Source organism: Bradyrhizobium guangdongense (assembly GCF_006483445.1).
Lineage (GTDB): Bacteria > Pseudomonadota > Alphaproteobacteria > Rhizobiales > Xanthobacteraceae > Bradyrhizobium > Bradyrhizobium guangdongense_A.
The window spans coordinates 1-25,920 of sequence record NZ_PPPT01000042.1 but is presented as its reverse complement, the minus strand read 5'-3'; the positions used below and the strand labels follow the sequence as shown (position 1 = coordinate 25,920).

22 protein-coding genes are annotated in these 25,920 nt (G+C 64.0%); 12 read left to right on the top strand and 10 right to left on the bottom strand.

Features of this window, described 5'->3' with window-relative positions:
• Positions 1–59: 59 nt before the first annotated feature.
• From C2U70_RS06880 to C2U70_RS06860, 5 genes are all read right to left on the bottom strand, one after another.
• On the bottom strand, positions 60–1,532 hold the full coding sequence (locus C2U70_RS06880) for an amidase (protein ID WP_140977254.1): 1,473 nt from the start codon (positions 1,530–1,532) through the stop codon (positions 60–62).
• 136 nt (positions 1,533–1,668) lie between these two features.
• A complete protein-coding gene (mbfA, locus tag C2U70_RS06875) occupies positions 1,669–2,640 on the bottom strand; it encodes an iron exporter MbfA (RefSeq protein WP_140977253.1) in 972 nt (323 codons plus the stop codon).
• Positions 2,641–2,714: 74 nt separating this feature from the next.
• On the bottom strand, positions 2,715–3,860 hold the full coding sequence (locus tag C2U70_RS06870) for an alpha/beta hydrolase (RefSeq protein WP_140977252.1): 1,146 nt from the start codon (positions 3,858–3,860) through the stop codon (positions 2,715–2,717).
• Between the two features lie 259 nt (positions 3,861–4,119).
• A complete protein-coding gene (locus C2U70_RS06865; RefSeq protein WP_140977251.1) occupies positions 4,120–5,664 on the bottom strand; it encodes an acyl-CoA synthetase in 1,545 nt (514 codons plus the stop codon).
• Positions 5,665–5,854: 190 nt separating this feature from the next.
• On the bottom strand, positions 5,855–7,027 hold the full coding sequence (locus tag C2U70_RS06860) for an acetyl-CoA C-acetyltransferase (RefSeq protein WP_140977250.1): 1,173 nt from the start codon (positions 7,025–7,027) through the stop codon (positions 5,855–5,857).
• Between the two features lie 151 nt (positions 7,028–7,178).
• Here C2U70_RS06860 and C2U70_RS06855 point away from each other — a divergent pair, with 151 nt between their 5' ends.
• From C2U70_RS06855 to C2U70_RS06805, 11 genes are all read left to right on the top strand, one after another.
• Positions 7,179–7,838: a TetR family transcriptional regulator gene (locus C2U70_RS06855; protein ID WP_186294100.1), complete on the top strand. Its 660-nt coding sequence runs from the start codon at positions 7,179–7,181 to the stop codon at positions 7,836–7,838.
• Between the two features lie 55 nt (positions 7,839–7,893).
• Complete coding sequence (locus tag C2U70_RS06850; protein ID WP_140977249.1) at positions 7,894–8,652, top strand: SDR family NAD(P)-dependent oxidoreductase; 759 nt, start codon at positions 7,894–7,896, stop codon at positions 8,650–8,652.
• Between the two features lie 211 nt (positions 8,653–8,863).
• The gene (locus tag C2U70_RS06845; protein ID WP_140977248.1) at positions 8,864–9,670 is read left to right on the top strand and encodes an enoyl-CoA hydratase/isomerase family protein; all 807 of its coding nucleotides are present in this window, start codon (positions 8,864–8,866) and stop codon (positions 9,668–9,670) included.
• 43 nt (positions 9,671–9,713) lie between these two features.
• Positions 9,714–11,582 (top strand): AMP-binding protein, encoded by a 1,869-nt coding sequence (locus C2U70_RS06840; RefSeq protein WP_140977247.1) that lies wholly within the window; start codon positions 9,714–9,716, stop codon positions 11,580–11,582.
• 158 nt (positions 11,583–11,740) lie between these two features.
• On the top strand, positions 11,741–12,868 hold the full coding sequence (locus C2U70_RS06835; RefSeq protein WP_140977246.1) for an acyl-CoA dehydrogenase family protein: 1,128 nt from the start codon (positions 11,741–11,743) through the stop codon (positions 12,866–12,868).
• Between the two features lie 15 nt (positions 12,869–12,883).
• Positions 12,884–14,131 (top strand): acyl-CoA dehydrogenase, encoded by a 1,248-nt coding sequence (locus C2U70_RS06830; RefSeq protein WP_140977245.1) that lies wholly within the window; start codon positions 12,884–12,886, stop codon positions 14,129–14,131.
• Positions 14,132–14,266: 135 nt separating this feature from the next.
• Positions 14,267–15,511: an acyl-CoA dehydrogenase gene (locus C2U70_RS06825; RefSeq protein WP_140977244.1), complete on the top strand. Its 1,245-nt coding sequence runs from the start codon at positions 14,267–14,269 to the stop codon at positions 15,509–15,511.
• 147 nt (positions 15,512–15,658) lie between these two features.
• Entirely contained in the window at positions 15,659–16,372 is a 714-nt protein-coding gene (locus tag C2U70_RS06820; protein WP_140977243.1) for a nitroreductase, read from the top strand.
• 302 nt (positions 16,373–16,674) lie between these two features.
• On the top strand, positions 16,675–18,840 hold the full coding sequence (locus C2U70_RS06815; RefSeq protein ID WP_140977242.1) for a hybrid sensor histidine kinase/response regulator: 2,166 nt from the start codon (positions 16,675–16,677) through the stop codon (positions 18,838–18,840).
• Positions 18,837–19,199, top strand: a complete 363-nt coding sequence (locus C2U70_RS06810; protein WP_140977241.1) for an Hpt domain-containing protein — start codon at positions 18,837–18,839, stop codon at positions 19,197–19,199. Before C2U70_RS06815 ends, C2U70_RS06810 begins: the two co-directional genes overlap by 4 nt.
• Positions 19,199–20,476 (top strand): EAL domain-containing response regulator, encoded by a 1,278-nt coding sequence (locus tag C2U70_RS06805; protein ID WP_140977240.1) that lies wholly within the window; start codon positions 19,199–19,201, stop codon positions 20,474–20,476. The genes C2U70_RS06810 and C2U70_RS06805 overlap by 1 nt, the downstream gene beginning before the upstream one ends.
• Before the next feature lie 115 nt (positions 20,477–20,591).
• Here the strand turns inward: C2U70_RS06805 and C2U70_RS06800 are convergent, their stop codons facing one another.
• From C2U70_RS06800 to C2U70_RS06780, 5 genes are all read right to left on the bottom strand, one after another.
• Positions 20,592–20,831: a hypothetical protein gene (locus tag C2U70_RS06800; RefSeq protein ID WP_140977239.1), complete on the bottom strand. Its 240-nt coding sequence runs from the start codon at positions 20,829–20,831 to the stop codon at positions 20,592–20,594.
• Between the two features lie 416 nt (positions 20,832–21,247).
• Positions 21,248–22,033 (bottom strand): enoyl-CoA hydratase/isomerase family protein, encoded by a 786-nt coding sequence (locus C2U70_RS06795; protein ID WP_140977238.1) that lies wholly within the window; start codon positions 22,031–22,033, stop codon positions 21,248–21,250.
• Positions 22,034–22,060: 27 nt separating this feature from the next.
• Positions 22,061–23,170 (bottom strand): cyclic nucleotide-gated ion channel, encoded by a 1,110-nt coding sequence (locus tag C2U70_RS06790; RefSeq protein ID WP_140977237.1) that lies wholly within the window; start codon positions 23,168–23,170, stop codon positions 22,061–22,063.
• Positions 23,171–23,294: 124 nt separating this feature from the next.
• Positions 23,295–23,513 (bottom strand): hypothetical protein, encoded by a 219-nt coding sequence (locus C2U70_RS06785; protein ID WP_140977236.1) that lies wholly within the window; start codon positions 23,511–23,513, stop codon positions 23,295–23,297.
• Positions 23,514–23,624: 111 nt separating this feature from the next.
• Positions 23,625–25,094: a TAXI family TRAP transporter solute-binding subunit gene (locus C2U70_RS06780; RefSeq protein ID WP_140977235.1), complete on the bottom strand. Its 1,470-nt coding sequence runs from the start codon at positions 25,092–25,094 to the stop codon at positions 23,625–23,627.
• Between the two features lie 388 nt (positions 25,095–25,482).
• On the opposite strand from C2U70_RS06780, the gene C2U70_RS06775 reads away from it, so the two are divergent.
• Entirely contained in the window at positions 25,483–25,830 is a 348-nt protein-coding gene (locus C2U70_RS06775) for a DUF3307 domain-containing protein (protein WP_186294101.1), read from the top strand.
• Positions 25,831–25,920 lie beyond the last annotated feature (90 nt).

Below are 25,920 nucleotides of genomic sequence, written 5' to 3'. Positions count from 1 at the left end.
CTCGCACCATAACCACCGGCTGTGGCAATGGGTCCTGGCTTTTGCCAGGACGACTGTGATCAATCGTCAAACATCGGCGGCGGCACAAACCCGCCAAACTCGCGCTCGATCAATTCCGCGAGCTTCAGCGGCGTGCGGTCCTCGAGGAACGGCCCGACGATCTGCACGCCGAGCGGCAGGCCCTGCTTCGACAGCCCGAGCGGGACGGCGGTTGCGGGCAGGCCGGGCAGCGTTGCGATGCCGGGCCAGGCGAGCTGGTCCGAATAGGGATAGTCCTTGCCGTCGATCCGGATGCGGCGCAGGTCCTGGTCCGGCGAATGGTCGTGCGGATAGGCTGGCGTCGGCATGATCGGACAGATCACCGCATCGAAGCTCCCGAAGAAAGCGCGCCACTGCGCGCGCAAGCCCAGGCGCGCGCCGGCATCGAGGATCCAGGCGCGATGGCTTGTGGCGATGCCGCGCAGACGTTCGGCGCCGAGGCTCCTGTCGTCGGGGGCGAGCTGGCTCGCGCCCGCTTTCGCGCCGGCATAGACGTCAGGCAGGAAGAACGCGCCGAGGAAGCCCAGCAGCATGCGCATATAGAGTCGCGAGGTCTCGGCGAAATCCGGCAATAGCGGGCTCTCGCGCGCAACCGTCACGCCGGCGCGGGTGAGGCCGGCGGCCAGCTTCTCGATGCTGCCGCGGACGTCCTCATCGGTCGGCAGAACGGGATGGCTGTCGACGATCAGCACCCTGAAATCCCTCAGCGTCTGATGGCGCGCGGCCGGCAGCTCCAGGCGGTAGGCGACACCGCCTTCCAGCGGGTCGGGCCCGGCCATCACGTCGAGCAGCAAGGTGAGGTCCGCGGCGCTGCGCGCCATCGGCCCGATCACGGCGAGGTCGTCGACGCGGGGAAGCGCGGGAAATGGTGGCGGTGTCTCGCCGCGCGCAGCGCAGAGATTGATGGTCGGCTTGTGTGCGAAGACACCGCAATGAAACGCCGGCGTGCGTAGCGAGCCGCCGATGTCCGAGCCCGTCGCAAGCGCGCAGAAGCCTGCCGCAAGCGAGGCCGACGATCCGCCGGATGATCCGCCCGGTGTGCGGCCGAGATCGTAGGGATTGTTGGTCGTACCGTAGATGTCGTTGTAGCTCTGCCAGTCGGCGAGCCCCACCGGCACGTTGGTCTTGCCGAGGATCACGCCGCCGGCGTCCTTGATCCGCGTCACGGGAAGCGCGTCTTCCGCCGGCTTGAAATTCTTCTGCGGCGGGTAGCCCCAGGTCGTCGGGAGCCCTGCGATGTTGAAGGATTCCTTGATCGCCAAGGGCTGGCCGAGCAGCGGCTTCCGCTCGCCCCGTCCAATGGCGGCATCGGCCTCGCGCGCGGCTGAGAGCGCACGGTCGAAATCGCGCACGCAGACCGCGTTGATCTTGCCGTCGTGACGCTCGATACGGCTGATGGCGTTCTGCGTGAGCTCGACCGACGAAACCTTTTTGGCGTTCAGTGCCGCCGACAATTCGACGGCGCTCTCAAAACTCCATTGCGATTTGGCCACGGCATCTCTCCCTGCTCTCGTTGAGTGGATGATGCGCAGTTTGGCCTGAAGTCGCAACCGTCGTTTGACAGCTATTGCCGTAGAGGCAAGATAGCAGTCATCGCCCACCTTCGCGGGCGATGACACCGGAGAGCGCCTAAGCTGCCCCGATCAATATCCCCACCGCGAGCACGATGGCCCCTCCCAGCACGATCTGGAACACCGCCTGCAGGAACGGCGTGTCCATGTAGCGTGCACGGATATAGGCGATCGCCCACAGCTCGAAGAACACCACGACGCAGGCGATCGCGGTTGCGATCCAGAATGCGTTGGCCCAGGTGTCGGGCACGAGATACGGCATGGTGTGGCCGAGCCCGCCGAGCGTCGTCATCAATCCGCAGGTGATGCCGCGCAGCCAGGGCGAACCGCGTCCGGTGAGCGAGCCGTCGTCGGACAGCGCTTCCGCAAACCCCATGCTGATGCCGGCGCCGATCGAGGCGGCAAGGCCGACCAGAAAGGTCTGCCAGTTCTGATGCGTGGCAAACGCGGCCGCGAACAGCGGCGCCAGGGTCGAGACCGAGCCGTCCATGAGACCGGCGAGGCCCGGCTGCACATATTGCAGCACGAACATCCGCCGGCTGGTGCGGTCTTCCTCCGCGCGCACGTCGGGGCTGAGGATCTGGTCCGTCAGGCGCGATGCCGTCTTCTCGTGGCCCTTCTCGGCCTCCGCGAGGTCTCCCAGCAGCCGGCGCACGCCGACGTCCTGCGCGTGCTCCGCCGCCCTGACGTAGAATCGTTCGGCCTGCATCTCCATCGTCTCGACTTCCTTCCGGATCGTGTCGAGCGGCAGGTTCTTGGTCAGCCAGATTGGACGGCGCTTCAAAAAGCCTTTGACGTCCTCGCGACGGATCGGCGGCAGATGCGGGCCGAAGCGCTGCTCGTAGGTTTCCAGCAGCATGTGGCGATGGCCGCGTTCCTCCTCGGCCATCTCCTCGAACAGCTTTGCCGAGTCCGGATAGCGGTCCTTCAGGTCTTCCGCGAAGGCCATGTAGATGCGGCTGTCTTCCTCCTCGGAAGCGATGGCCACCGCGAGCACCTCGCGCTCGGTCAGATCGGCAAAATTCTTCACGACACGTCCCGGTTTGAATTTAGAATTATTCTAATCTATACTAGAGACGCGGTTTGCGGGTCAAATCATGTCGCCTATGCGCGGGTCAGTGCGAGGAAGTCGATCAGTATCCGGCTGACCGCTTCCGGCTGCTCCTGCTGCACCCAATGGCCGGCGCCGTCGACGAGATGGCAGCCGCGCATGTTGGTGCACGCAGTCTTCTGCATCGCCTCGAACACGCCGGGCCGCTGGTACGTGCCCCAGTCCTGCTTGCCCGAGATGAAGCAGGACGGCACGTCGATCGTGCGCCCCGACAAGAGCTGCAGCTCGTTGTTGAAGACGCCTGATGTGCCGCAGCGATACCATTGCAGCCCGCCCTGGAATCCGGTGCGCGTATACTCGGCGCTGTAGAACGCGAGCTCGCTGTCCGGCAGCCATGTGTTGGCGGCGATCGCAGCCGCCGACGGCATCTCCTTCGCCACCGTCTCCGCCATGGTCTCGGCGGCGTCCATCACGTAGTAGGTCGGCAGTTTTGCCAGCTCGGCCGCCGACCACGATCTTAGCGGATAGGGTTTGTTGTCGGCCCAGTCGGCGCTCTTGTGATGATAATAGGCGCGCAAGAAGTCATGCACGCCCTGCGGCGCGCGATGCATGTCGGCATCCGCTTCGCGTGTCGAATAGTACCATTGGTAATGCTTTCGCGGCCGCGGCAGGCCTAAGAGCTCGCGGTGCACGGGATCGTCGACGGGTGGCTTCGCCGGCGCATCCACCGTGTTGAACGGCAGCGGCGGCGCGCCGCCAAAGGGCGCGCTCATCATCGTGAGCGAGCGGAATACGTCGGGGCGCATCAGCGCGCACCAGGTCGCGACCGGGCTGCCAAAATCGTGCCCGACGACATCGACGCTTTTGTAGCCGAACGCCGCCACCAGCCCGAGCGCATCGCGCACCAGGTTGAACAGCCGGAACGGCGCGAGGTCGTCATCGTAATCCGCGGTCCACCCGGTGGTGCGGCCATAACCGCGCTGATCCGGCGCGATGACGTGATAGCCGGCTGCGGCAAGCCGCGGCATCACCTTGCGCCAGGAGAAGGCAAGCTCCGGAAAGCCGTGCAGCAGCAGCACGCAACGGCGGCCTCTGGTTTCGTAGCCGGCCTCCAGCACATGCATGCGCAAGCCGTTGATGTTCTCGACATAACGGGAGCGAATGCCGGCGGGCAGGGGGATGTCGGGGAGATCGGCCATGATGTTTCCTCGTCATGGCCGGGCTTGTCCCGGCCATCCACGCTCTTTTTCGCTGACGGATTGTAAGAACGTGGATGGCCGGGACAAGCCCGGGCATGACGGAATTGCTTTGACGCTGCGCCAACCCGAAATGCTCGTCATTCCGGGGCGCGCGAATGCGCGAGCCCGGAATCCATCGCGCGCCAGAACCGGTCGTTCCATGGATTCCGGGCTCGACGCTGGCGCGTCGCCCCGGAATGACGATGTTGATGGGGAGTCCCTAAATCTTCACTGCGCTTTTCGGCCAGTATTTGTCGCGCAGATGCCGCTTCACCAGCTTGCCCGTCGGGGTGCGCGGCAGCTCGGCTTCGAAATCGATCGAGCGCGGGCACTTGATCGCCGACAGCCGTGTCTTGCAGTAGGCGATCAGATCAGCCTCGAGCTCCTTGCCGGCGCGATTCATGTCGTGCGGCTGCACCACGGCCTTGACCTCTTCGCCCATCTCCTCGTTCGGCACGCCGAACACCGCGACATCGGCGACCTCGGGGTGCGTGATCAGCACGTCCTCGGTCTCCTGCGGATAGATGTTCACGCCGCCGGAGATGATCATGTAGGATTTTCGGTCGGTGAGGAACAGAAAACCGTCCTTGTCGAGGAAGCCGACATCGCCGAGCGTCGACCAGCCCTTGGCGTTGTAGGCCTTCTTCGTCTTGTCGGGGTCGTTGTGATAGGAGAACACCGGCGCGTCCGCGAAATAGACGGTGCCGATTTCGCCTGTCGGCTGCTCCTCGTCGTTCTCGTCCAGAATCTTGATTTTGCCGACCACGGCGCGGCCGACGCTGCCGCGATGCTCCAGCCATTGCCTGGAATTGCAGACGGTGACGCCGTTGCCTTCCGAGCCCGCGTAATACTCGATCAGGATCGGTCCCCACCACTCGATCATCTTTGCCTTGACGTCGACCGGGCAGGGCGCAGCGGCGTGGATCGCGCCCTTCAGCGTGGAGACGTTGTAACGATTGCGGACCTCGTCAGGCAGCTTCAGCATGCGCACGAACATGGTCGGCACGAGCTGCGACTGCGTCACCTTGTATTTCTCGACCAGCTTCAAAAACTCTTCGGCGTCAAAATGCTCCATGATGATGGAGGTGCCGCCCAGCGTGATCGCCATCATGTTGAAGCGTAAAGGTGCCGCGTGATAGAGCGGCGCCGGCGAGAGATAGATGCTCTCCGCATTCATGCCGCACATATCGGCGCACAGCACGCGCAGGAACGCGTTCGGCTCGTCGATCGGCTTGCCTTCAAAGTCCTTCTTGATGCCCTTGGGCCGGCCAGTGGTGCCCGACGAGTACAGCATGTCGTAGCCCGCGACCTCGTCCGCGATCGGCGTCGTCGGCTGCGCCGCTGCCTCCTTGTCGTAGGAGCGGAAGCCGGGCAGCGGCTCGTCCATCATGTAGAAAACGGGCTCGCCCTTTGCACCCTTGATCAGATCCTTGATCTGGTCGGCGCATTTCGGCGTCGTGATCACGACCTTGGCGCCGCAGTCTTTGATGATGTAGTCGATCTCGTCCTGCTTCAGGTAGCGGCTGATCGCGGTGTAATAGAGTCCGCTGCGCTGCGCGGCCCAGCAGATCTCCATGAACGCCAGCCGGTTCTCCATCAGCAGCGCGATGTGGTCTCCTGCCTTCAGCCCCAGCGAGCGGAACAGGTTGGCGCCCTGGTTCGAGAGCTCGTCGAGCTCGCGATAGGTGATCGCCTTGCCGGTCGAGGCCATCTGATAGGCGATCTTGTCGGGGGTGGTGCGGGCGTGAACAGACGGATGAGTCATTGGCGAGGTCTCGCAACAAATAAGATGTCATCCCGGCGAAGGCCGGGATCCATAACCACAGGCCTTGATCGTTGAAACGAGATGGGGCTCCAGCGCGGCATAACCACAGCCTCCTGTGATTATGGGTCCCGGATCGGCGCGCGCTTGGGGCGCGCTGGTCCGGGACGACACCATCCAAGTGGAGACAGCCCTACAGCCGCTCCACGATCGTCACATTCGCCATGCCGCCGCCTTCGCACATGGTCTGCAGGCCGTAGCGCTTGCCGCGCTGGTGCAGCGCGTGCACCAATGTGGTCATCAGCTTGGTGCCGGAGCCGCCGAGGGGATGGCCGAGCGCGATCGCGCCGCCATTGACGTTGAGGCGCGCCGGATCGGCGCCTGTGGTCTTGAGCCAGCCGGTCGGCACCGAGGCAAAGGCTTCATTGACCTCGAACAGGTCGATATCGTCGATTGTCATGCCGGCCTTCTCCAGCGCGCGCTTGGTGGCGTGGAGGGGCGCGTCGAGCATGATCACGGGATCGCCGCCGGTCATGGTCATGTGGTGGACGCGGGCGAGCGGCTTGACGCCGAGCTGCTTGAGGCCGCGCTCGTTCACGACCATCACGCCGGAGGCGCCGTCGCAGATCTGGCTGGCGCTTGCAGCGGTGAGCTTGCCGTTCTCGGCGATCAGCTTGACGCCCTTGATGCCTGCGAGCGTGGCGTCGAAGCGGATGCCCTCGTCGATGTGGTGGGTGTCCTTGGAGCCGTCGGCCCTGACGATCTCGAGCGGCACGATCTCCTTCTTGAAGTGACCGGCTTGCGTGGCCGCGATCGCGCGCTGATGGCTGTTGAAGGAGTATTCGTCGAGATCGTCCTTCGACAGGCCGTACTTCTCGGCCATCATCTCGGCGCCGGTGAACTGGCTGAACACGATGTTGGGATAGCGCTGCTCGATGCCCGGGCTCTTGTAATTGCCAAAACCGTTCTTGGCGGGGAGCTGCGAGGACAGGCCCATCGGCACGCGGGTCATCGACTCCACGCCGGCGGCGATCACAACGTCCATCGTGCCGGACATCACGGCTTGCGCCGCAAAGTGCAGCGCCTGCTGCGAGGAACCGCACTGGCGGTCGATCGAGGTGCCCGGCACGCTCTCCGGCAGCTTCGAGGCCATGATGGCATTGCGTGCGATATTGTTGGACTGCTCGCCGACCTGCATCACGCAGCCCATGATGACGTCTTCGACCAGGGCGGGATCGACCTTGGTGCGGTCGACCAGCTCGTCCAGCACTTTTGCGGCGAGATCGGCCGGATGCCAGCCGGCGAGGCGGCCCCCCTTGCGCCCACCGGCGGTACGCGCAGCGGCGACGATGTATGCCTCGGCCATTTCGGTCTCTCCCTGTTTTTCTGGATGAGTTTGGGTTGTCGGGGGCGGATTTAAGGGGTCGCCTCTCATTTAGTCAATCGATCAATTAACTCTTGTGGTGAGGCGCTGCTTGCGCTTATCTGCGGCCTCTTTCGACCAGACAGGGATCTCCGTGACTACCAGCGTACCGAACAGGCTCCCGGCGGCGAAGAACTCCACGGCCGAAAAGCTGCTGGTGGCCGCGAGCGAGCTGATGATCGAACGCTCCTCGATCGAGATCTCCTTGAGCGACATCGCGCAAAAATCCGGCGCGAATGCCGCGCTGGTGAAATACCATTTTGGCAACAAGGATGGCCTGTTGCTGGCGCTGCTCGCGCGCGACGCGGCGACCGAACTCTCCAATCTCGAATATCTGCTGGCGCAGCCGATCACGCCGACGGCCAAGCTGAAGCTGCATATCGGCGGCATCATCCGCGCCTATTACCGGTTCCCCTACATGAACCGGCTGATCCACTATCTCCTGCACGAGGCGACCGCGGGCTCCGCCGACGAAGTCTCAAAGTTCTTCGTCGCGCCGCTGCTCGACTTTCATCGCCGCCTCCTCGCCGAAGGCATCACCCGCGGCGAGTTCCGCCAGACCGATCCGGTGCTGTTCTACACCAGCCTGATCGGCGCCTGCGATCATTTGTTCTTCGGCCGGCACGCGATGTCGCGGGCGACCGGCGTCGGTCCGGTCACCGATGAAGTCTGCCGGCAATACATCAAGCACATGGAAACGCTGATCTGCGGTGGCATCCTCACGCAAGCCGAGGAAGCCGTCGCGGCCGGATGATCCGGCCGCACTCTTTCAAGTCCAGAGAAGAAACGCCCAAGGAAAGGTACTCACAATGCAATTGAAGGACGTAGCCGTTCTCATCACCGGCGGTGGTTCGGGCCTCGGCGAGGCGACCGCGCATGCCATGGCGGCCAAGGGCGCCAGGATCGGCGTCATCGACCAGAACAAGGAGAACGCCGAGAAGGTTGCCGCCGCGGTGAAGGGCGTTGCCCTGCATGCCGACGTCACCTCCGAGGAGCAGATCAAGGCGGCGATCGCCAAGGCGGAAGCTGCGCACGGCGTCGCCCGCGTGCTGATGAACTGCGCCGGCATCGGCGGCTCGCGACGCATCGTCGGCCGCGACGGCGTCTATCCGCTGGATCGATTCGCGCGCATCATCAACGTCAACCTCATCGGCACGTTCAACTGCCTGCGCCTGTTCGCCGAGCGCCTCGTCACCATCGAGCCGATCGGTGAAGAGCGCGGTGTCATCATCAACACGGCCTCGGTTGCCGCTTACGAAGGCCAGATCGGCCAGATCGCCTACGCCGCCTCGAAGGGGGGCGTCGTCGGGATGACCTTGCCGGCCGCGCGCGATCTCGCGAGCCACAAGATCCGCGTCAACACCATCGCGCCCGGCCTGTTCTTCACGCCACTCCTGATGGGTCTGAGCGAAGAGGCCCGCAATAGCCTGGGCGCCCAGGTGCCGCATCCCCAGCGCCTCGGCGACGCCAAGGAATACGGCGCGCTCGCCGTGCACATGGTCGAGAACCCCATGCTCAACGGCGAAACCATCCGCCTCGACGGCGCCATCCGCATGGCGCCGAGGTAGGGCGCTCCTCTTACCCTCCCCTGGAGGGGGAGGGTCGATCGCGCGCAGCGCGAGCGGGGTGGGGTGATCTCTCCACTCGGGCACTGTTCGACGCGGAGGGACTGTCACCCCACCCCGTCTCACATTTTCGCTGCGCTCAATGTGAGCCGACCCTCCCCCTCCAGGGGAGGGTAAGAAAGAAACCAACGTTGCGGATGGAGGAAGGCTCGGCATGTCCCAACCGCTGCTGATCGAGCACAATGACGGCGTCGACCGGGTGACGCTCAATCGGCCCGAAAACCTCAACGCCCTCGATCCCGCGCTGATCGATGCGCTCAACGCCTATTTCCAGGGCTTGCAGCGCAACCGCGACACCCGCGTCGTCGTGCTGCGTGGCGCCGGCAAGAATTTTTGCGCCGGCCTCGATCTCAAGGCTGCGATGGCGCGCCGTGCCCGCCAGCAGGAGCCGCCCGGCGTCACCGAGTCGCTGGACTCGCAGCGGCGCATCGCCGACATCGTGATGCTGATGCGGCGCTGTCCGCAGCCGATCATTTCGCTTGTGCAGGGCGCGGCCGCCGGCGGCGGCTTTGCGCTGGCGCTCGCCTCCGACATCCGCATCGCCACGAAGTCGGCGCGGATGAACTGCGCCTTCATCAAGCTCGGCCTCGGCGGCTGCGACATCGGCACCAGCTATTTCTTGCCGCGCCTTGTCGGCGTCTCCGTCGCGTCGGAATTGATCCTCACGGGACGCTTCATCGGCGCCGAACGCGCGCTCGCGGTCGGTCTCGTCTCCGAAGTCGTTGACGAGGATAAGCTCGACGCTGCCGCCGAACCCTATGTCGATGCGATGATGACGGCCTCGCCGACGGGCCTGCGCCTGTCCAAGGAATGCCTCAACATCAGCGTCGATGCCGGCTCGCTGGAAGCCGCGATCGCGATGGAGGATCGCAACCAGGTGCTGTGCAGCCGCTCCGAAGAATTTTCGGAAGGCATCAGGGCCTTCCTTGAGAAGCGAAAGCCTGTCTATATCAGGCGCTGAACGACGACGACCCGCAAACAACAATAATTCCGGGAGACGCAAAATGAGTGGGAATGCGGCGGCGGTGATGACAAAGCCCGCCTTTCGCAAGGTCGAGTGGATCGATCGCGACATCGACGTCGAGCGGCGCGCCGACGGCACCGTCGTGTTGAAGTCGCGCATCCCGCTGCAGTCTTACGAGAAGCACATTCCGGCTTCGCTCGCAAAATGGGCGAGGGAAGCGCCCGAGCGCATCTGGCTCGCGCAGCGCGGCGGTCCGAATCGTGAATGGCGAAAAGTGTCCTACGGCGAAGCCAAGCGCACCGTGGATGCGCTGACGCAAGGCTTGCTCAATCTCGGCATCGAAGGACGCCCGGTCACGATCCTCTCCGGCAACTCGATCGAGCACGCGCTGATGACGCAGGCCGCGATGCAGGCGCGCTCGCCGGCTGCACCCGTGTCGCCGGCCTACTCGCTGATGAGCCACGATCACGTCAAGCTGAAATACCTGTTCGACCTGATCAAGCCGGCCGTCGTGGTGGTGCAGGACGGCCCGACCTTCGAGAAGGCGCTGAAAGCGCTCGATCTCACCGGCGTCACCGTCGTGCATGTGCTGCGTCCTTGTGAGGGCATCAAGAGCGTCAGCTTCGCCGAGCTTGCGGCGACGCCCGTGACGAAAGATGTCGACGCCTCGATCGCAAAGATCACGCCCGATACCGTCGGCAAGCTGCTGTTCACCTCGGGTTCGACCGGCATGCCAAAAGCCGTCATCAACACCCAGGCGATGATGTGCGCCAATGCTGCGATGATGATGCAGGTGCGGCCGCGCTCGCCCGATGGTCCGATCGCGACCATGCTCGACTGGATGCCGTGGAACCACACCATGGGCGGCAATGCCGCGTTCCATCCGATCCTGGTCGATGGCGGCACGCTCTATATCGACGACGGCCGGCCGATGCCGGGCCAGTTCGAGGAGACGCTGAAGAACCTGCGCGAGATCTCGCCGACCTATTACGCCAACGTGCCCGCCGGCTATGCCGCGCTGGCAGCGGCGATGGAAAAGGACGACGCGCTCTGCCGGTCCTTCTTCAAGAATCTCTCCATCATGGCCTATGGCGGCGCGCGGCTGCCCGACGATCTCTACGACCGGATGCAGGCGCTGGCGGTGAAGACCACCGGCGAACGCATCGTGTTCTACACTGGCTGGGGCTCGACCGAGACCGCGCCGACCTCGACCGGAACCTATTGGGACACCGAGCGCGTCGGCCTGATCGGCCTGCCGTTCCCCGGCGTCGAATTGAAGATGGTGCCGTGCGGCTCGAAATACGAGTTGCGGCTGCGCGGCGTCAACGTCACGCCCGGCTATTTCGGCCAAGCCGAGCTGACCAAGAAGATGTTCGACGAGGAAGGTTATTACTGCATCGGCGACGCCGGCATTTTTGTCGACGACAAGGACCCGGTGCAGGGCATCATCTTCGCGGGCCGCGTCGTCGAGGACTTCAAGCTCACGACCGGCACCTTTGTCCATGTCGGCTCGCTCCGCACCGATGCGATCGCAGCCGCAACGCCGGTCGTGCACGATGCGCTGGTCGCCGGACAAGATCGTCCGTTCATCGGGCTCCTCGCCTGGCCGAACCTGCACGCCTGCCGCCAGCTCGTAGGCAACCCGGACCTGACGTTCGAAGAAGCCGTAAAGCATCCCGACGTGGTCGCCTGCTTCAAGCGCGGACTCGAAGCGCACAACGCCTCGACCACCGGCAGCAGCATGCGGATCGCGCGCGCCATGCTGATGGCCGAGCCGCCCTCGATCGACGGCAACGAGCTCACCGACAAGGGCTACATCAACCAGCGCGCCGGCCTCGAGCGCCGTGCCGCCCTGGTCGAGCGGCTCTATGCCGACAAGCCGGATCAGGATGTGATCGTGCTGAAATGAAAGCGCATCTCTCTCCATTCGTCATTCCGGGGCGCGCGCAGCGCGAACCCGGAATCCATCGGGCCGCAAGACGCGCGGGTAAATGGATTCCGGGCTCGCGACTTCGTCGCGCCCCGGAATGACGGTTTCCATTGACAGACAATAAGAAGGTAGCCGCCATGAACTTCGATTTCTCCGACGACCAAAAGCAGCTCCGCGATCAGGCGCGAAAGTTCCTGGCCGAAAAATGCTCGCCCAAGGCAGTCCGTGTCGTGCTCGACGGCAAGGCGCCCTACGACAAGGAGCTCTGGAAGGGCCTTGCCGAGATGGGCTTCCTCGGCGTCGCGATCCCCGAAGAGTTCGGTGGCGCGGGCGCTGGCCATCTCGAGCTGTGCGTGATCGCCGAGGAAATGGGCCGCGCCAATGCGCCGGTGCCGTTCTCCTCCACGGTTTATCTTGCCGCCGAAGCGTTGCTGATCGCCGGCAGTGACGCGCAGAAGAAGAAGTGGCTCCCGGCCATCGCCTCGGGCGAAGCCATCGGCACGTTGGCGCTGTTCGAAGGCAAGGGCAATCCGGCGCCGAAGAACATCAAGCTCGTGGCGTCGGGCGGCACGCTCAATGGCGTGAAGAAGCCGGTCGCCGACGGCGCGATCGCCGATTTCGCGGTGGTCGCCGCGCGCACCGGATCAACCGGTCGCGAGAACGACATTTCCCTGTTCATCGTTGATCTCAAGGCCGGCGGCGTCGAGGTCAAGAGCCTCACCAATCTCGATCCGACTCGCGGGCAGGCCGAGCTCACCTTCAAGAACACCAAGGCCGAGCCCTTGGGTGCCGCCGGCGAAGGCTGGAGCATTCTCTCGCAGGTGCTCGACCGCGCCGCCGTGCTGTGCGCCTTCGAGCAGGTCGGCGGCTCCGACCGCGCGCTGGAGATGGGCCGCGACTACGCGCTCGACCGGATCGCCTTCGGCCGCCCGATCGGCTCGTTCCAGGCGGTCAAGCACATGCTAGCGGACATGTATGTGTCGGCGACGCTGGCGCGCTCCAACAGCTATTATGGCGCCTGGGCGCTCTCGACCAATGCGTCGGAGCTTCCGGAGGCCGCCGCCGCCGCGCGCATCAGCGCGACGCAGGCGTTCCAGCACTGCGCCAAGAACAACATCCAGGTTCACGGCGGCATGGGTTTCACCTGGGAGTTCGACTGCCACATGTACTACCGCCGCGCCAACGCGATGGCGCTCGGGCTCGGCAGCCTGTCCTATTGGGAAGATCAGTTGATCGACCGCATGCGCAAGAAGAACGCGGCGTAAGCGAAGGACATCGTCATGAACTTCGAAGACACCCCGCAGGAAGCCGCGTTCCGCGCCACCGCACGCGCCTGGATCGCCGCGAATGCGCCCAAGCAGTATGAAGAGGAGCTGCAAAAGTCCTCGCTCGGCCGCACGCAGCTCAAGAACGCGAGCATTCTCGAGGTCGCAAAGGCCTGGCAGAAGAAGAAGGCTGACGCCGGCTGGGCCTGCCTGCACTGGTCGAAGGAATATGGCGGTCGCGGCGCCTCGCCGATCGAGCGCGTGATCTGGCAGCAGGAGGAGGGCCCGTTCGGGAAACTCTCCGGCATGTTCATCATCGGTCACGGCATGTGCGGGCCGACCATGATGGCGTTCGCGCGTGAGGAGCATAAGCGCACCTATCTGCCGCCGCTCGCCTCGGGCGAGAAGGTCTGGTGTCAGCTGTTCTCCGAGCCCGCCGGCGGCTCCGACGTCGCGGGCTTGCGCACACGCGCGGAGAAGGACGGCGACGACTGGGTCATCAACGGCCAGAAGATCTGGACCTCGGGCGCGCATTATTCCGACTACGGCATCCTGCTCACCCGTACCGATCCGACCGTGCCCAAGCACAAGGGCCTCACCATGTTCTTCCTGGACATGAAGAGTCCTGGCGTCGAGGTGCGGCCGATCAAGCAGGCGAGCGGCGCCTCCGACTTCAACGAAGTCTATTTCACCAATGTGCGTATCCCCGATCATCAGCGCCTCGGCGAGGTCGGTGACGGCTGGAACGTCTCGCTGACCACGCTGATGAACGAGCGTAGCGCGATCGGCGCCGGCGTATCGACCGGCTTTCCGGAACTGTTCGAGTATTGCTCCAGCCTGATGCTCGACGACGGTCCCGCGATCGAAGATCGCGCGGTGCGCTCGAAACTCGCGAGCTGGGCCGTGAAGGCGAGTGGCCTGCGCTACACCAGCATGCGCGCGATCTCGGCACTGTCCCGGGGCGAACGTCCCGGTCCGGAAAACTCCATCGGCAAGCTCGTGGCGGGCTCCATGATCCAGGACGTCGCGACCTACGCGCTCGACCTGCAAGGCGCGAGCGGCGTCGTCAGCGGTCCGGAGGATGCCGAACTCGCCGGCCGCTTCCAGGCCATGCTGCTGCGCGCGCCCGGTACGCGCGTCGAAGGCGGCACCGACGAGATCATGCGCAACATCATCGCCGAGCGCGTGCTTGGTTTGCCCGGCGACATCCGTGTCGACAAGGACGTGCCGTTCAACAAGATCCCGACCAAGGGAAGAAACTGATCGTGTCCCGGACGCGGTGCGGCATGAAATGCCGCGCCGCTGAGCCGGGACCAGAAGGCCACAATGGGCCCCGGCTCAGCAGCGCATCACTTCGCGCTGCGCTGCGTCCGGGGCACGAGAGAGGAGAGTTCGAAAATGAATTTCGACGACACCCCGCAGGAAGCCGAATTTCGCGCCACCGCCCGCAAATGGGTCGCCGCCAACGCGCCGAAGGAGTTCGAGGAGGAGCTATCAAAATCCTCGCTCGGCCGCATCCGGCTTGCCAAGCACGACATGGTCGAGGTCGGCAAGGCCTGGCAGAAGAAGAAGGCCGAAGGCGGCTGGGCCTGCCTGCACTGGCCGAAGGAATATGGCGGCCGCGGCGCCACGCCGATCGAGAAGGTGATCTGGCAGCAGGAAGAGGGCGTCTACGGCAAGCTGACGCAGCCGTTCCAGATCGGCGAGGGCATGTGCGGCCCGACCGTGATGGCCTGGGGTAGCGAGGAGCATAAGCGCCACTATCTGCCGAAGCTCGCCTCCGGCGAGCAGATCTGGTGCCAGTTGTTCTCCGAGCCCGCCGGCGGCTCCGACGTCGCGGGCCTGCGTACCCGTGCGGAAAAGCAGGGCGACAACTGGATCATCAACGGCCAGAAGATCTGGACGTCAGGCGCGCATTACTCCGACTACGGCCTCCTGATCACGCGCACCGATCCCAACGTGCCGAAGCACAAGGGCCTCACCATGTTCTTCCTCGACATGAAGAGCAAAGGCGTCGAGGTGCGGCCGATCAAGCAGGCCAACGGCATGCAGGAGTTCAATGAGGTCTATTTCACCGACGTGGTGATCCCGGACAGCCAACGGCTCGGCGCGGTCGGCGAAGGTTGGAACGTCTCGCTCACCACGCTGATGAACGAGCGCATGTCGATCGGCGCGCGGCTCGCGACCGGCGTCCCCGAGATGTTCGAGTTCTGCTCGAACCTCATGCTGGAAGACGGCCTTGCGATCGACGATCCCGCCGTGCGCTCGAAGCTCGCGACCTGGGCGGTCAAATCGAACGGGCTCAAATATACGAGCTACCGCGCGATCTCGGCGCTGTCGAAGGGCGAGCGTCCCGGACCCGAAAACTCCATCGGCAAGCTGGTATCGGGCACGATGCTGCAGGACATCGCGGCCTACGCGATGGACCTCCAGGGCGCTGCCGGCGTGCTGACCGGGGATGCGGAGGAAACCGTCCAGGGCCAGTTCCAGCAGATGCTGCTGTCCTCTCCCGGGATGCGCATCGCCGGCGGCACCGACGAGATCCTGCGCAACATCATCGCGGAACGCGTGCTGGGCCTGCCCGGCGACATCCGCGTCGACAAGGACGTACCGTTCAACAAGATCCCGACCAAGGGCAGGTAATCGTAGGTAACCGTAGGGTGGGTTAGCCGAGCGGATGCGCGAAGCGCAATCCGCGCGGCGTAACCCACCACTTCTGCCGACGCTGAAATGAAAGAGGTGGGTTACGCCTTCGGCTAACTAACCCACCCTACGAAGAAAGCAATCTCCATGGATGCGAAGTCGCCCAACACCCGCTACTCCACCTCCGACCGCATCGGCGTGCTCGACGAGCTCCTCAACGAGCGCTACTCCGTCCGCGCCTTCCTGCCCAGGGAAGTCGACCGCGCCACCATCGAGCACGTGCTGACGACGGCGCAGCGCACCGCGTCCTGGTGCAACAGCCAGCCCTGGCAGGTGCTGATCGCGAGCGGCGAGGCCAAGGAACGGTTTCGCAAGGCGATCTATGCGGAAGCCGCCTCCGGCGCTGGCGACAACCACGATTTCACGCCGCCCCGCGAATATGTCGGCGTCTATCTCGAGCGCCGCCGCGAGAGCGGCTTTCAGCTCTACAACACGCTCGGCATCGCGCGTGGCGACAAGATGGCCTACGCCAAGCAGGCGCTGGAGAACTACAATTTCTTCGGCGCGCCGCATGTCGCGATCATTCACACCAACGAGCCGCTCGGTATTTACGGTGCGATCGATTGCGGCGCCTACGTCTCTAACTTCATGCTGGCCGCGCAGGCGCTCGGCCTCGGCACCATCCCGCAGGCCGCGCTGGCGCGTCACTCCGGCCTGATCCGCCGCCACTTCAATCTGCCGGACGACCGCCGCGTCGTCTGCGGCATCTCGTTCGGCTATGCCGACCACGCCGCCAAGGTCAACAGCTACCGCACCTCACGCGCGAGCGTCGCGGAGACCGTAACGTTTCTGGACGAGTGAGTGCCTTCGAAGGCCGCGAGCGATACGCCCGCAACCAATGGCGGCCCGGAATTGCCTGATTCCGATAGGGCGTTTTACGTCACGCTAGCTGCAAATTTATGCCGCTATCCACCCCCCGATACCGCATCCGCGCCGTGGTGCTGAAGCGCTGGAAGATCGTGATCGGATTCAACGGCTTAAACGGCTGCTGTCGTCGCGGGAGTCACACCTAACGCTTCGTTGTCGAATACAGGAATTTTTGGCGACGATTTTCACTACAAGTCGAATCTCCTTGTCTAGGTTTTGCGGGCCAAGGAGACCAGATGCCCAGCTTCCGTTCCATCGCGCAACGCCTCGACAGAGGGCTGACGAGCCGGCTTGACCGCTTTTCGCGGCAGGTCGGGTTCTATGGCAGCGCACTGTTCGCTATCTCGGCGATCGCTCTGGTCTGGATCGGAATTCTCTACAGTATCGCGGAAGAGCGCTCGCGCACGGAACGCGCGGCCTTGCAGAACGGATCAAATCTGGCGCGGGCGTTCGAGGAGCAGATCATCCGCTCGATCAGGGCGGCGGACCAGACCCTGCTCTATGTACGGGACACCTACGCAAGGGATCCCGGAAATTTCGACATCTCGCTGTGGACCAAGAACAGCCAGTTCCTGTCGGACTTCTCGTTCCAGGTCGTGATCATCGGCAAGGACGGGATCATGCTGACGAGCAATATCGATCCCGGCATGAAAGGTCTCGATCTGCACGATCGCGAGCATTTCCGCGTTCATGCCGAGAGCGCCGACGACTTCCTCTTCATCAGCAAACCGATCTTCGGGCGCGTGTCCAACAAGTGGTCGATCCAGTTGACGCGACGGATCATCGCGCGAGATGGCGGGTTTGCGGGTGTCGTGGTGGTCTCGCTCGATCCCGCGTATTTGTCGCGCTTCTATGATTCAGTCGACATCGGAAGGAAGGGGGCCGTGACGCTGGTCGGGCTCGACGGCATCATCCGCGCCCGCGGCGCGAGCGGCCCACTGGTGGTCGGAGCGTCGATTGCAGGCGGCGCGCTGATGAACCGTCTTCAGCATGAGGCGAGTGGCGCCTATCTGGCTCCCAGCCAGATCGACGGCATCGAGCGCATGTTCTCGTTCCGCAAGGTCACGGACTATCCGCTGGCGGTGGTGATCGGTCAGGCGTCCGACGAAATCTTCGCGGCCGACCGGCGCGACAGGGATCGCAACATTATAGTAGCGGCCCTGCTCAGCCTGTTCATCGGCGTCGTGGCCGTTCTCATCATACGCTATCAGGCGGGCCTGGCGAGATCGCGGGATGCCGCGGAGGCCGGCACGCGTGCACGCTCGGAGTTTTTGGCCATGATGAGCCACGAAATCCGAACGCCGATGAATGGCGTGATCGGGATGGCGGACCTCCTGATCTCGGCGCAATTGCCTTCGGAGCAGAAGAAGATCGCGACGACGTTGCGCGATTCCGCGGACTATCTCCTGCAGATTCTCAACGACGTGCTCGACTTCTCGAAACTCGATGCTGACCGGCTCGATCTCGAGCATGTCGAGTTCGATGTCCGCCGCTCTGTCATCGCGACGACCGAACTCCTGATGCCGCGCGCCGACGAGAAGAGCCTGCGCCTGAGTTATGAGATCGACAGCCAGGTTCCCAGCCGGGCCGTCGGCGATCCTGCGCGAATCCGTCAGATCCTCTTCAATCTTGTCGGCAACGCTATCAAGTTCACCGAGACCGGAAGCGTCGAGGTCAAGGTCGCGGCCGAGTCCGCGGGAGAAGGCCGTACAAAGCTGATATTTGCCGTGCGCGACACCGGCGTCGGAATCCCGCCCGATGCCATCAACCTCCTGTTCCGCGAGTTCTCCCAGGTCGACAGTTCGATCTCACGCCGGTTCGGCGGCACCGGATTGGGATTGGCGATCTGCAAACGCCTCGTGACCTGCATGAGAGGCGACATCACGGTCGAGAGCACACCCCGAAGAGGCAGCACGTTCAGGTTTTCGGTCGAGGTTTCGACTTCAGCGGGAAGCAAATCCATTCCCGACCGGACCGTGCCGCAGTTCGCTTCCGCTGTGGACGATCTGACCATGCTCCGCGTGCTGGTGGCGGAGGACAACACCACGAACCAGTTCGTGATCCGAAAATTTCTCGAGAAGCTCGGGTCAAAACCGGATGTGGTCGAGAACGGCGCGAAAGCGCTGGAGGCTGTCAGGAACGGCTCCTATGACCTCGTGCTGATGGACATGATGATGCCCGAGATGGACGGGCTCACCGCAACACGCGCTATCCGGCAACTCCCACCGCCTGAGCGCGACGTCTACATCATTGCCCTCACGGCAAATGCGAGTCAGCAGGACCAACTGGCGTGCATCGCGGCCGGCATGAACGATTTCGTCACCAAGCCGGTCACGCGGCAGCAGTTGAGCGCGGCCCTGCTTCGCAAGAGTGCCGCACATGACAAGAGGTTGATCGCATGACCGACGCACCGGCATTCGACAAGAGCGTGCTTCGCCAACTCGTTTCTGAACTCGGAGCGGAGGATACGGCCGAGGTCCTCACGGCGTTCGTGGAGGACACCCAGCGGAAGGTCGATCTGATGCTCGCTGACGCGGCGAATGCGGCGCTGATCCGCCAGGAGGCGCACGGGATCAAGAGCTCTGCGGCAACCTTCGGCTTTGCCCGATTGTCCGCGCTGGCGTTGGAACTGGAGCAGGGGGCCGCCGTCGTGGCGTCAGACCAGTTGCGCCATGCGACCGGTCTGCTCGGTCAGGAATTTCAGAGGACCTCGCATTATGTGCGGTCAGTCCTGCTTCCCTCGAACCTAGAGATTGCGTGATGAGAGTAATTGCACGGCAAACGACCGAATCGATGGGGCGGCTGCTGGTCGTCGATGACGACCTCGTCCAGCGAAGTATCATCGGCAAGATTGGCGCGAAACTTGGCTACGACACCGTGACCGCCTCGTCGTTCGAGGTCGCAGCCGGCTTGCTGCAGCGCGGCGCCTTCGACGTCATGACGCTCGATTTGTCTCTCGGCGAGCATGACGGCGTCGAATTGTTGCGAATCGTTGCGGATCGCGGGCTCCACGCGATGTCGATCGTGATCATCAGCGGATGTGACGACCGCATCCTGAACTCGACCAAGCGGTTTGCGAACGGATTGCGATTGTCGGTCGCGGCCGGTCTGACCAAGCCGCTCGATCTGGATCAGTTGAGGGACGCCCTTCAATCGCGCCGGTCTGCCGCGGCCGTCGCCGCGACCGACCAGACGTCGGCCAACATCACGCCCGAACGCATCGCTACCGCTATAGCCCGTGGTGAACTTTGCGTGGAATTCCAACCCAAGGTCGACATCGTAAGTGGACGGGTGGTGGGCGCGGAAGCCCTGGCGCGCTGGTGTGCTCGCGACCTCGGCATCGTGTCGCCGGCCGTGTTCATCCCGATGGCGGAGCAGTGCGGTCTGATGCCTGCCATGACCGACTGCATTCTGTCGTCTGCGATCGCCCAGGGACGGAAACTGATCGAGCGAAATCCAGGCTTCACGATCGCGGTCAATGTCTCGGCAGCACTGATGTCGGATCTGGCGCTGCCCGAACGCATCGAAGACATTCTGCGCCGTGAGCAGGTCCCGGCGCATGCTCTGATCGTGGAGATGACCGAGACGACCGCGATGGCGGATGTCGATCGGGCCATCGACATCCTGGTGCGGCTCCGCATCAAGAACATCGGCGCTGCGATCGATGACTTCGGCACCGGCTATTCGTCGCTTGCCGCGTTGGCGAGACTGCCGTTCAATGAACTCAAGATCGACCAGTGCTTCGTCAAGGGCTGCGAAACCGACGACGACATGATGAAGATCATCGACGCATCCGTCGGGCTCGCGCGTGCCTTCAACATGAAGGTGGTCGCCGAGGGCGTCGACAGTCCCGAGGCGCTGGCCAGGGTCCGGCACGCCGGATGCGATATCGCTCAAGGGTATTTCTTCGCACCGTCGCTGAAGCTCGCGCGGGCCGAGAATTGGGTGTCCCAGCGCAACGCATTCGTCGCGCAGCATTCGCTCTTCGTCGATCGGTCAACCGAACCGAATGGAGACGGCGGTCGGCTCGCGGGATAGGGGAACATGATTGGCGACATCATCGAGATCGAGCGCGCAAAGCGCTCGATCGGTGGGCCGGAGACGAAAACCCCGGCCGCCATGCGGCCGGGGCTTCTTTGCAAGATTCGTTGGATCAGAATGCAGTGTAACCGCAGACGTTCACGAGGCGAACGCGCAGGCCGTGACGGGTCTGGACCAGGCGCTCCTGGTAGCAGTTGCTGACGCCGGTGTTGATGTACAGGCCGCCAACGCCCCAGTAGGGGCTCCAGTGATGATGGAAACCGATGCCATGCGCGGAGGCCGCGCTGGGGGCAAGAGCGGCGGCGCCGAGCGAACCGGCAGCGATCAGACCAAGGGCAAGCTTACGAAACATTGTCATTCTCCAGTGTGGCACGAGGCCGTTGTTGCGTCCCTGCTTCTCCGTCGGCACGACGGCGCGATGCGTTCACGCGCGTGGTCAGGAATCGTGTTTCTGGAGTGTTTCGTGGGAACGCGCATGTTGCGCGCCGTCAGGCTTTTCGCGCCATGGCGCGGACCGACGGGCGAGTTCGTGCTGACGCCGTAGCGTTAATCTCCACTCGTCGTCCCGGACAAGCGCGCAACAAGCGCGCGCCGATCCGGGATCCATAACCACAGGGAGACGTTTGGCGAAGACTCGTGGTTACCAGCTTCGCGCTACAACCTCTCCCTGGGGTTATGGGTCCTGGCCCCCGTGCGCAATTGCGCACTAGGCCAGGACGACACCGAGAGTGTGGAACGTGCTTGCGCTCCTCACACGAACCGCCCCCCTCAAAACTTCGGCGCCCGCTTCTCCGCAAACGCCTTGATGCCTTCCTTGATCTCGTCGCCGCGCATGCTTTCGCGGTGGCGCTGGTCGGCGGCCGCCTCATCGAGCTCGCCGCGGGCGAATTCGTTGATGGCGCGCTTCATGCCGCGCATTGCCAGCGGCGCATTGCCGGCGAGCACGGTCGCCAGCCTGTCGACTTCCTCGTCCAGAAGCTCCTCGGCAACCATGGCGGTGAGGTAGCCGATGCGCAGCATTTCCGGCGCGCTGATTTTTTGCGCGGTCAGAAACAGCTTTTTGGCGTTGTCGACGCCGAGCCGCGTCACGTAGCGCTTGATGCCGCTCGTGTAGTAATGCAGCCCGAGCCGCGCCGCCGGCATGAACATCTCTGATGTGTCGACGCCGATGCGGAAGTCGCAGGCGAGCGCGAGATCGGTCGAGCCGCCATAGACGCCGCCATTGAGCCGGCAGATCGTCGGCACGCCGAGATCCTCCAGGCGATTGACGACGACCTCGAAGGCCGAGCCCGCGCTCTGCTGCTCGTTGGCGCTGACCGCGCGCTCGGCGACCGAGTTGAGATCGTAGCCTGCCGAGAAGGCGCGGCCCGTGCCGGTCAGCACCAGTACGCGGATCGCGGGATCGGCCTCGATCCGGTCGAACAGCTTTATCAGCCCGCCGAGATCCTCGGCCTGAAGCCGGTTGAGATGCCGGGGACGGTTGAGGCGGATGGTGGCGCGCGCACCGTCAATGCTGAGGACAGGGGCGCTGGCGGTCTCGGCCGCGTCGGACATGGTCGTCTCCGTTTCTTTTTCTTTCGGCTATTTGTTTTCCAGCGTGCGCCGCTTGGCCTCGGCATCGATGGTCTCGGCAAGATCCGGATGCCGCGCCATCAGCACGCGGAAATCGACGAGGTCGAGCACCAGCAGCCGCGACACTTTCGTGGTCGTGACGTTCGCGCCGCGGACATTGTTGCCGAGCAACGCCATCTCGCCGAAGAAGGCGCCCTCACCGAGCTGCACCTTCTTGCCGGGCAGATCGACCGCGACCTCGCCCGAGGCGATGAAATACATGCAGTCGCCCTGCTGGCCCTTGCGGATGATCATGGTGCGCGCGGGCAGGTCCATCGTGCGCAGCATGTGGGTGACGTCGGCGATCGCCGCGGGTCCAAGCGCTGCGAAGAACGGCACGTTGCTGACGGTCTCCCAGGTCTTGAGAAAATTGTCGCGCCGCGTTTCGGCGGCAAAGCCGGTCGCCAGAATACCGGTCCAGAGCCCGAACACGCCGAGGCCGGAGATCATCACGAGGCCAGCGATCAGGCGCCCGAGCGGCGTCACCGGAACGACGTCGCCATAGCCGGTCGTGGTCAGCGTCACCACCGCCCACCACAGCGCGGACGGCACGCTGCCAAAGGTCTGCGGCTGCACCTCGTGTTCGAGGAAATATTCGGCGACGGAGGCGAGCAGCACCACCATCAGGAAGATCACGAGCACGCTGAGCAGCGGGCCGGATTCCAGCACCAGCACGCGGCGGAGCTGCCGCAGGCCGGGAATGCCCGGCACCACCTTCAGCACCCAGAGCACGCTCAGCAGCCACGCCGTTTTGGGCTCGACCCCCACCAGGAGGGCGAGGGGAATGGCCAGCGCGCCGATCGCATCGACGATGCCGGCGCTCGAGCTCAGATAGAGCGGCAGGCGTTGCTGCCCCGCCATATGGCGCAGCCGCACCACCCATTCGAACACGAAATAGGCGAGGCACGCCCACAGCACGGCGTCGACCCAATGGTGCGCCGCCTCATAGGCCGGATTGACCGTCAGCAGCACCATGGTCACGACGCCGGCCGTGACAGCCACATAGGCCGCCCGGGTCATGTTGCGGCCGGCCGTGGCGGCCACGAACTGCGCCAGAACGGGGATCAGCGGTTTCGACATGCGGCGAGGGTGGCCCGGTGCTTGGGTAAATGGCTTTGTCCCGGCTGGGACTTATCCCCCAAACTGCCCGGGCCGGCAGGGCCCGTCAACGACCGGTCGTTTCTCGCAGGTGCAGTGTCGGCCGCTATTCGTAATGCGGGGGCTCGTCGTAGCCGCGGCGGCTGCTGACGAACAGCAGCGTCATCAGTCCGACGCCGACGGCCACCGAGAAGGCCGCGCCGAGGGTGAGGGCAATGTAGCCTTCGGTCGGAATCGGATCGCCGTCGACCGCCATGGCGGAATAGGCGAAGTAGCCGGCCGCGCTCAGCATGGCCAGCAGGATCAGCACGAGGAGTGTCCGCATGGTGCGATCTCCGGTTGAACCGGAGACAACGATCGCGCGTTCATCCGGTTCCGCCGGCGGCCGGTGCCCTTTGGGCACGGACTTAGGGTAAGGAGCAGGGCGCGCCGCGGCTCAGGCGCTGTGCGCGGTCTTCACCACCACGACATTGGTGTCGTCATTGGGCAGGGCTGCCTTGTCGGCTTCGGCCTGACGTTTATCGGCCTCCGCTTCGGCCTGTCGCTTGTCGCTCGCGTGGCGCTTGAGATAGTCGCGGCGCATGCCGATCTCGTCGCGGACGAACTCGTAGCCGAGCTTGAACGTATCGAGGCCGTCGGTACTTATCGAGCCGTCTCGCAGTCCCACGATGGCGCCGCGCAGGATGCCTTCGAGCTCCTCCTGCAGGCATTCGAGCTCGTCCAGCGAATGCGCATGCTCGATGCGTTCGCCGATGTCGAGGATGGCGGTGGAGAGCTGGCCGGCTCTTTCAGGGGCGACGCGTGTGATCTTGGCGTAGATCGTGGCGAAGATCGAGCCGATGACGCCGAGCGCGCCGCCGCCCAGATACATCATGTCGCTGTACTTATCCATGAACGACTTGGTGTCGTCGTTGATGTAGTCGGCGGCGCCCTGGTGCGCCATCACGAAGGCGTCCTTCTCGACGGAGGCCGGCTCGATCCGCGTCGCAAAGCCGTTCTCGAGGCCCAGCTCGGACTTGTTCTCATAGATGATGCGGGCGAGCTCGCCGGCCGAGGTCAGCGACATCTTCGATTGCGTGATCAGCAGCCATTCCAGCCCGATGGTTTCGAGATCGTCGTCGGGAATTTCCGGCGAGGCCGACAGCGTGCCGGCGGTCAGCGTCTCGTCGAAGATGCCGGGGATTTTTCGCGCCAGCGCCTTGGATTCGTCGATGGCGTTCAGCGTGAAGCCGCCGCGCTTGGCGACCTGCTCATAGCCCTTGTCCCGCACCGCCTTCGAGGCATGGACGATGGCGATGACGGCGCCGTTGCCGCCGGGCGAGAACAGCTTGTCGAGCGGGATGCCCTGCGGCGCCATCTGGATCTTAGCCGCGGCCTCCGAGCCCTCGGGGGCGTCCAGCAGCGCGCGCACGAAGGCAAGCGACGAGTCGTTCTCGGCGATGACGGCGACCTTCTTCTTCTTCAGCTCGGCAAGCGACTTGATCTTCTTGTTGCCGGGGCCGAGCAGCAGCACGAGGTCGTGCTCCAGGATCGCCAGGGTCCTTGCGCGCGACGGCACCTTGTTGTCGGTCCTGGCGATGGCGAGGTCGGCCTGCTTGCGGTCGAATTGGGCAAGAGCCTTGGCATTGTCCGGATTGTTGACGATCTTCAGCCGGAAGCGCGAGGTGTTGTTCTTCAGGACATCGGCGAGCTTGGCCGCAAAGCGGGCCTGGTCGCTGCCGGGATCGCCGACCGCAAAGGTCAGCGTCTCCGAATTCCGCAGCAGGGTCCGGCCGCCCCAGACGGTGATGAGCGACAGGATCAGGGTTGCCACGACGTACAGCAAGACCTGCTGCTGGTTGGTCTTGATCACCTTGGGCCGCGACGGGGGCTGGTCGTTGGCGGGCATGGGGCCTTCAGCACTCATGGCAGCACTCCGGCCTTATCCGGTTGCCGGGCGGCGGCATCGGCGAAGTGTCCGTGCGGGCGCCCGAAAAAATCGTAAACGCCTGAAAAATGAACGCGCTAGTCTCGACTTGGGGATGATAGCCGTCCGGCGCCAGAAAGCAAATTTCGAGCCGGAGGTAACCTTAACCCCTATCGCCGTTCGGCCACACTGTGCGATTTTCCGGTTCCCCCGGATGCAATCCGGCGCGGGAAATGTCATAAAACCCCAACCTCGGTGATCCCAACCGGGCCCAACAAGAAGCTGCGCTGAACGCTCCATAATTTCCGTTTCCACGTCATGAGGGCGTCCAGCTTTGTCGTTTCCACCCATGTCATCGGCGGTTCCGGTCGACGCGCTCATTGGCTGGATGTTGCTGCTCACGTTCAAGCACATCATCGCCGACTTCGTGCTGCAAAATTCCTGGATGGCCCACGGCAAGGACCAGAAGCACGGCTGGGCACTGCCGCTGCTGACGCATTGCCTGATTCACCTTGCAGTTGCGCTGCCGCTGATCCTGATCTTTGCGCCGAAGTTCTGGTTCGTGGCCTTCATCGACTTCGCCATCCACATCACGGTCGACCGCGCCAAGGGGCTGGTGTCGGCCAATCTCGGCGTCAACCAGGAGCACCCCTGGTTCTGGACCGTGATCGGCGTCGACCAGGCGCTGCACCATCTCACCGGCTTCGGCCTCTCCATCTTCATGGCCGCGAACTGAGGCCTCGAATCTCGGCCCAAGAGGTCGTCATGCCCGGGCTTCTCCCGGGCATCCACGTTCTTTGTGCCGAACGAAGGTCGTGGATGGCCG

Coding starts and splice junctions, on each gene's coding strand:
- C2U70_RS06840 (WP_140977247.1), top strand. CDS start 9,714: ATGAGTGGGAATGCGGCGGCGGTGATGACAAAGCCCGCCTTTCGCAAG.
- C2U70_RS06790 (WP_140977237.1), bottom strand. CDS start 23,170: ATGTCGAAACCGCTGATCCCCGTTCTGGCGCAGTTCGTGGCCGCCACG.
- C2U70_RS06810 (WP_140977241.1), top strand. CDS start 18,837: ATGACCGACGCACCGGCATTCGACAAGAGCGTGCTTCGCCAACTCGTT.
- C2U70_RS06845 (WP_140977248.1), top strand. CDS start 8,864: ATGTCCCAACCGCTGCTGATCGAGCACAATGACGGCGTCGACCGGGTG.
- C2U70_RS06800 (WP_140977239.1), bottom strand. CDS start 20,831: ATGTTTCGTAAGCTTGCCCTTGGTCTGATCGCTGCCGGTTCGCTCGGC.
- C2U70_RS06835 (WP_140977246.1), top strand. CDS start 11,741: ATGAACTTCGATTTCTCCGACGACCAAAAGCAGCTCCGCGATCAGGCG.
- C2U70_RS06825 (WP_140977244.1), top strand. CDS start 14,267: ATGAATTTCGACGACACCCCGCAGGAAGCCGAATTTCGCGCCACCGCC.
- C2U70_RS06820 (WP_140977243.1), top strand. CDS start 15,659: ATGGATGCGAAGTCGCCCAACACCCGCTACTCCACCTCCGACCGCATC.
- C2U70_RS06830 (WP_140977245.1), top strand. CDS start 12,884: ATGAACTTCGAAGACACCCCGCAGGAAGCCGCGTTCCGCGCCACCGCA.
- C2U70_RS06775 (WP_186294101.1), top strand. CDS start 25,483: ATGTTGCTGCTCACGTTCAAGCACATCATCGCCGACTTCGTGCTGCAA.
- C2U70_RS06795 (WP_140977238.1), bottom strand. CDS start 22,033: ATGTCCGACGCGGCCGAGACCGCCAGCGCCCCTGTCCTCAGCATTGAC.
- C2U70_RS06805 (WP_140977240.1), top strand. CDS start 19,199: ATGAGAGTAATTGCACGGCAAACGACCGAATCGATGGGGCGGCTGCTG.
- C2U70_RS06850 (WP_140977249.1), top strand. CDS start 7,894: ATGCAATTGAAGGACGTAGCCGTTCTCATCACCGGCGGTGGTTCGGGC.
- C2U70_RS06780 (WP_140977235.1), bottom strand. CDS start 25,094: ATGAGTGCTGAAGGCCCCATGCCCGCCAACGACCAGCCCCCGTCGCGG.
- C2U70_RS06785 (WP_140977236.1), bottom strand. CDS start 23,513: ATGCGGACACTCCTCGTGCTGATCCTGCTGGCCATGCTGAGCGCGGCC.
- C2U70_RS06815 (WP_140977242.1), top strand. CDS start 16,675: ATGCCCAGCTTCCGTTCCATCGCGCAACGCCTCGACAGAGGGCTGACG.
- C2U70_RS06865 (WP_140977251.1), bottom strand. CDS start 5,664: ATGACTCATCCGTCTGTTCACGCCCGCACCACCCCCGACAAGATCGCC.
- C2U70_RS06870 (WP_140977252.1), bottom strand. CDS start 3,860: ATGGCCGATCTCCCCGACATCCCCCTGCCCGCCGGCATTCGCTCCCGT.
- C2U70_RS06860 (WP_140977250.1), bottom strand. CDS start 7,027: ATGGCCGAGGCATACATCGTCGCCGCTGCGCGTACCGCCGGTGGGCGC.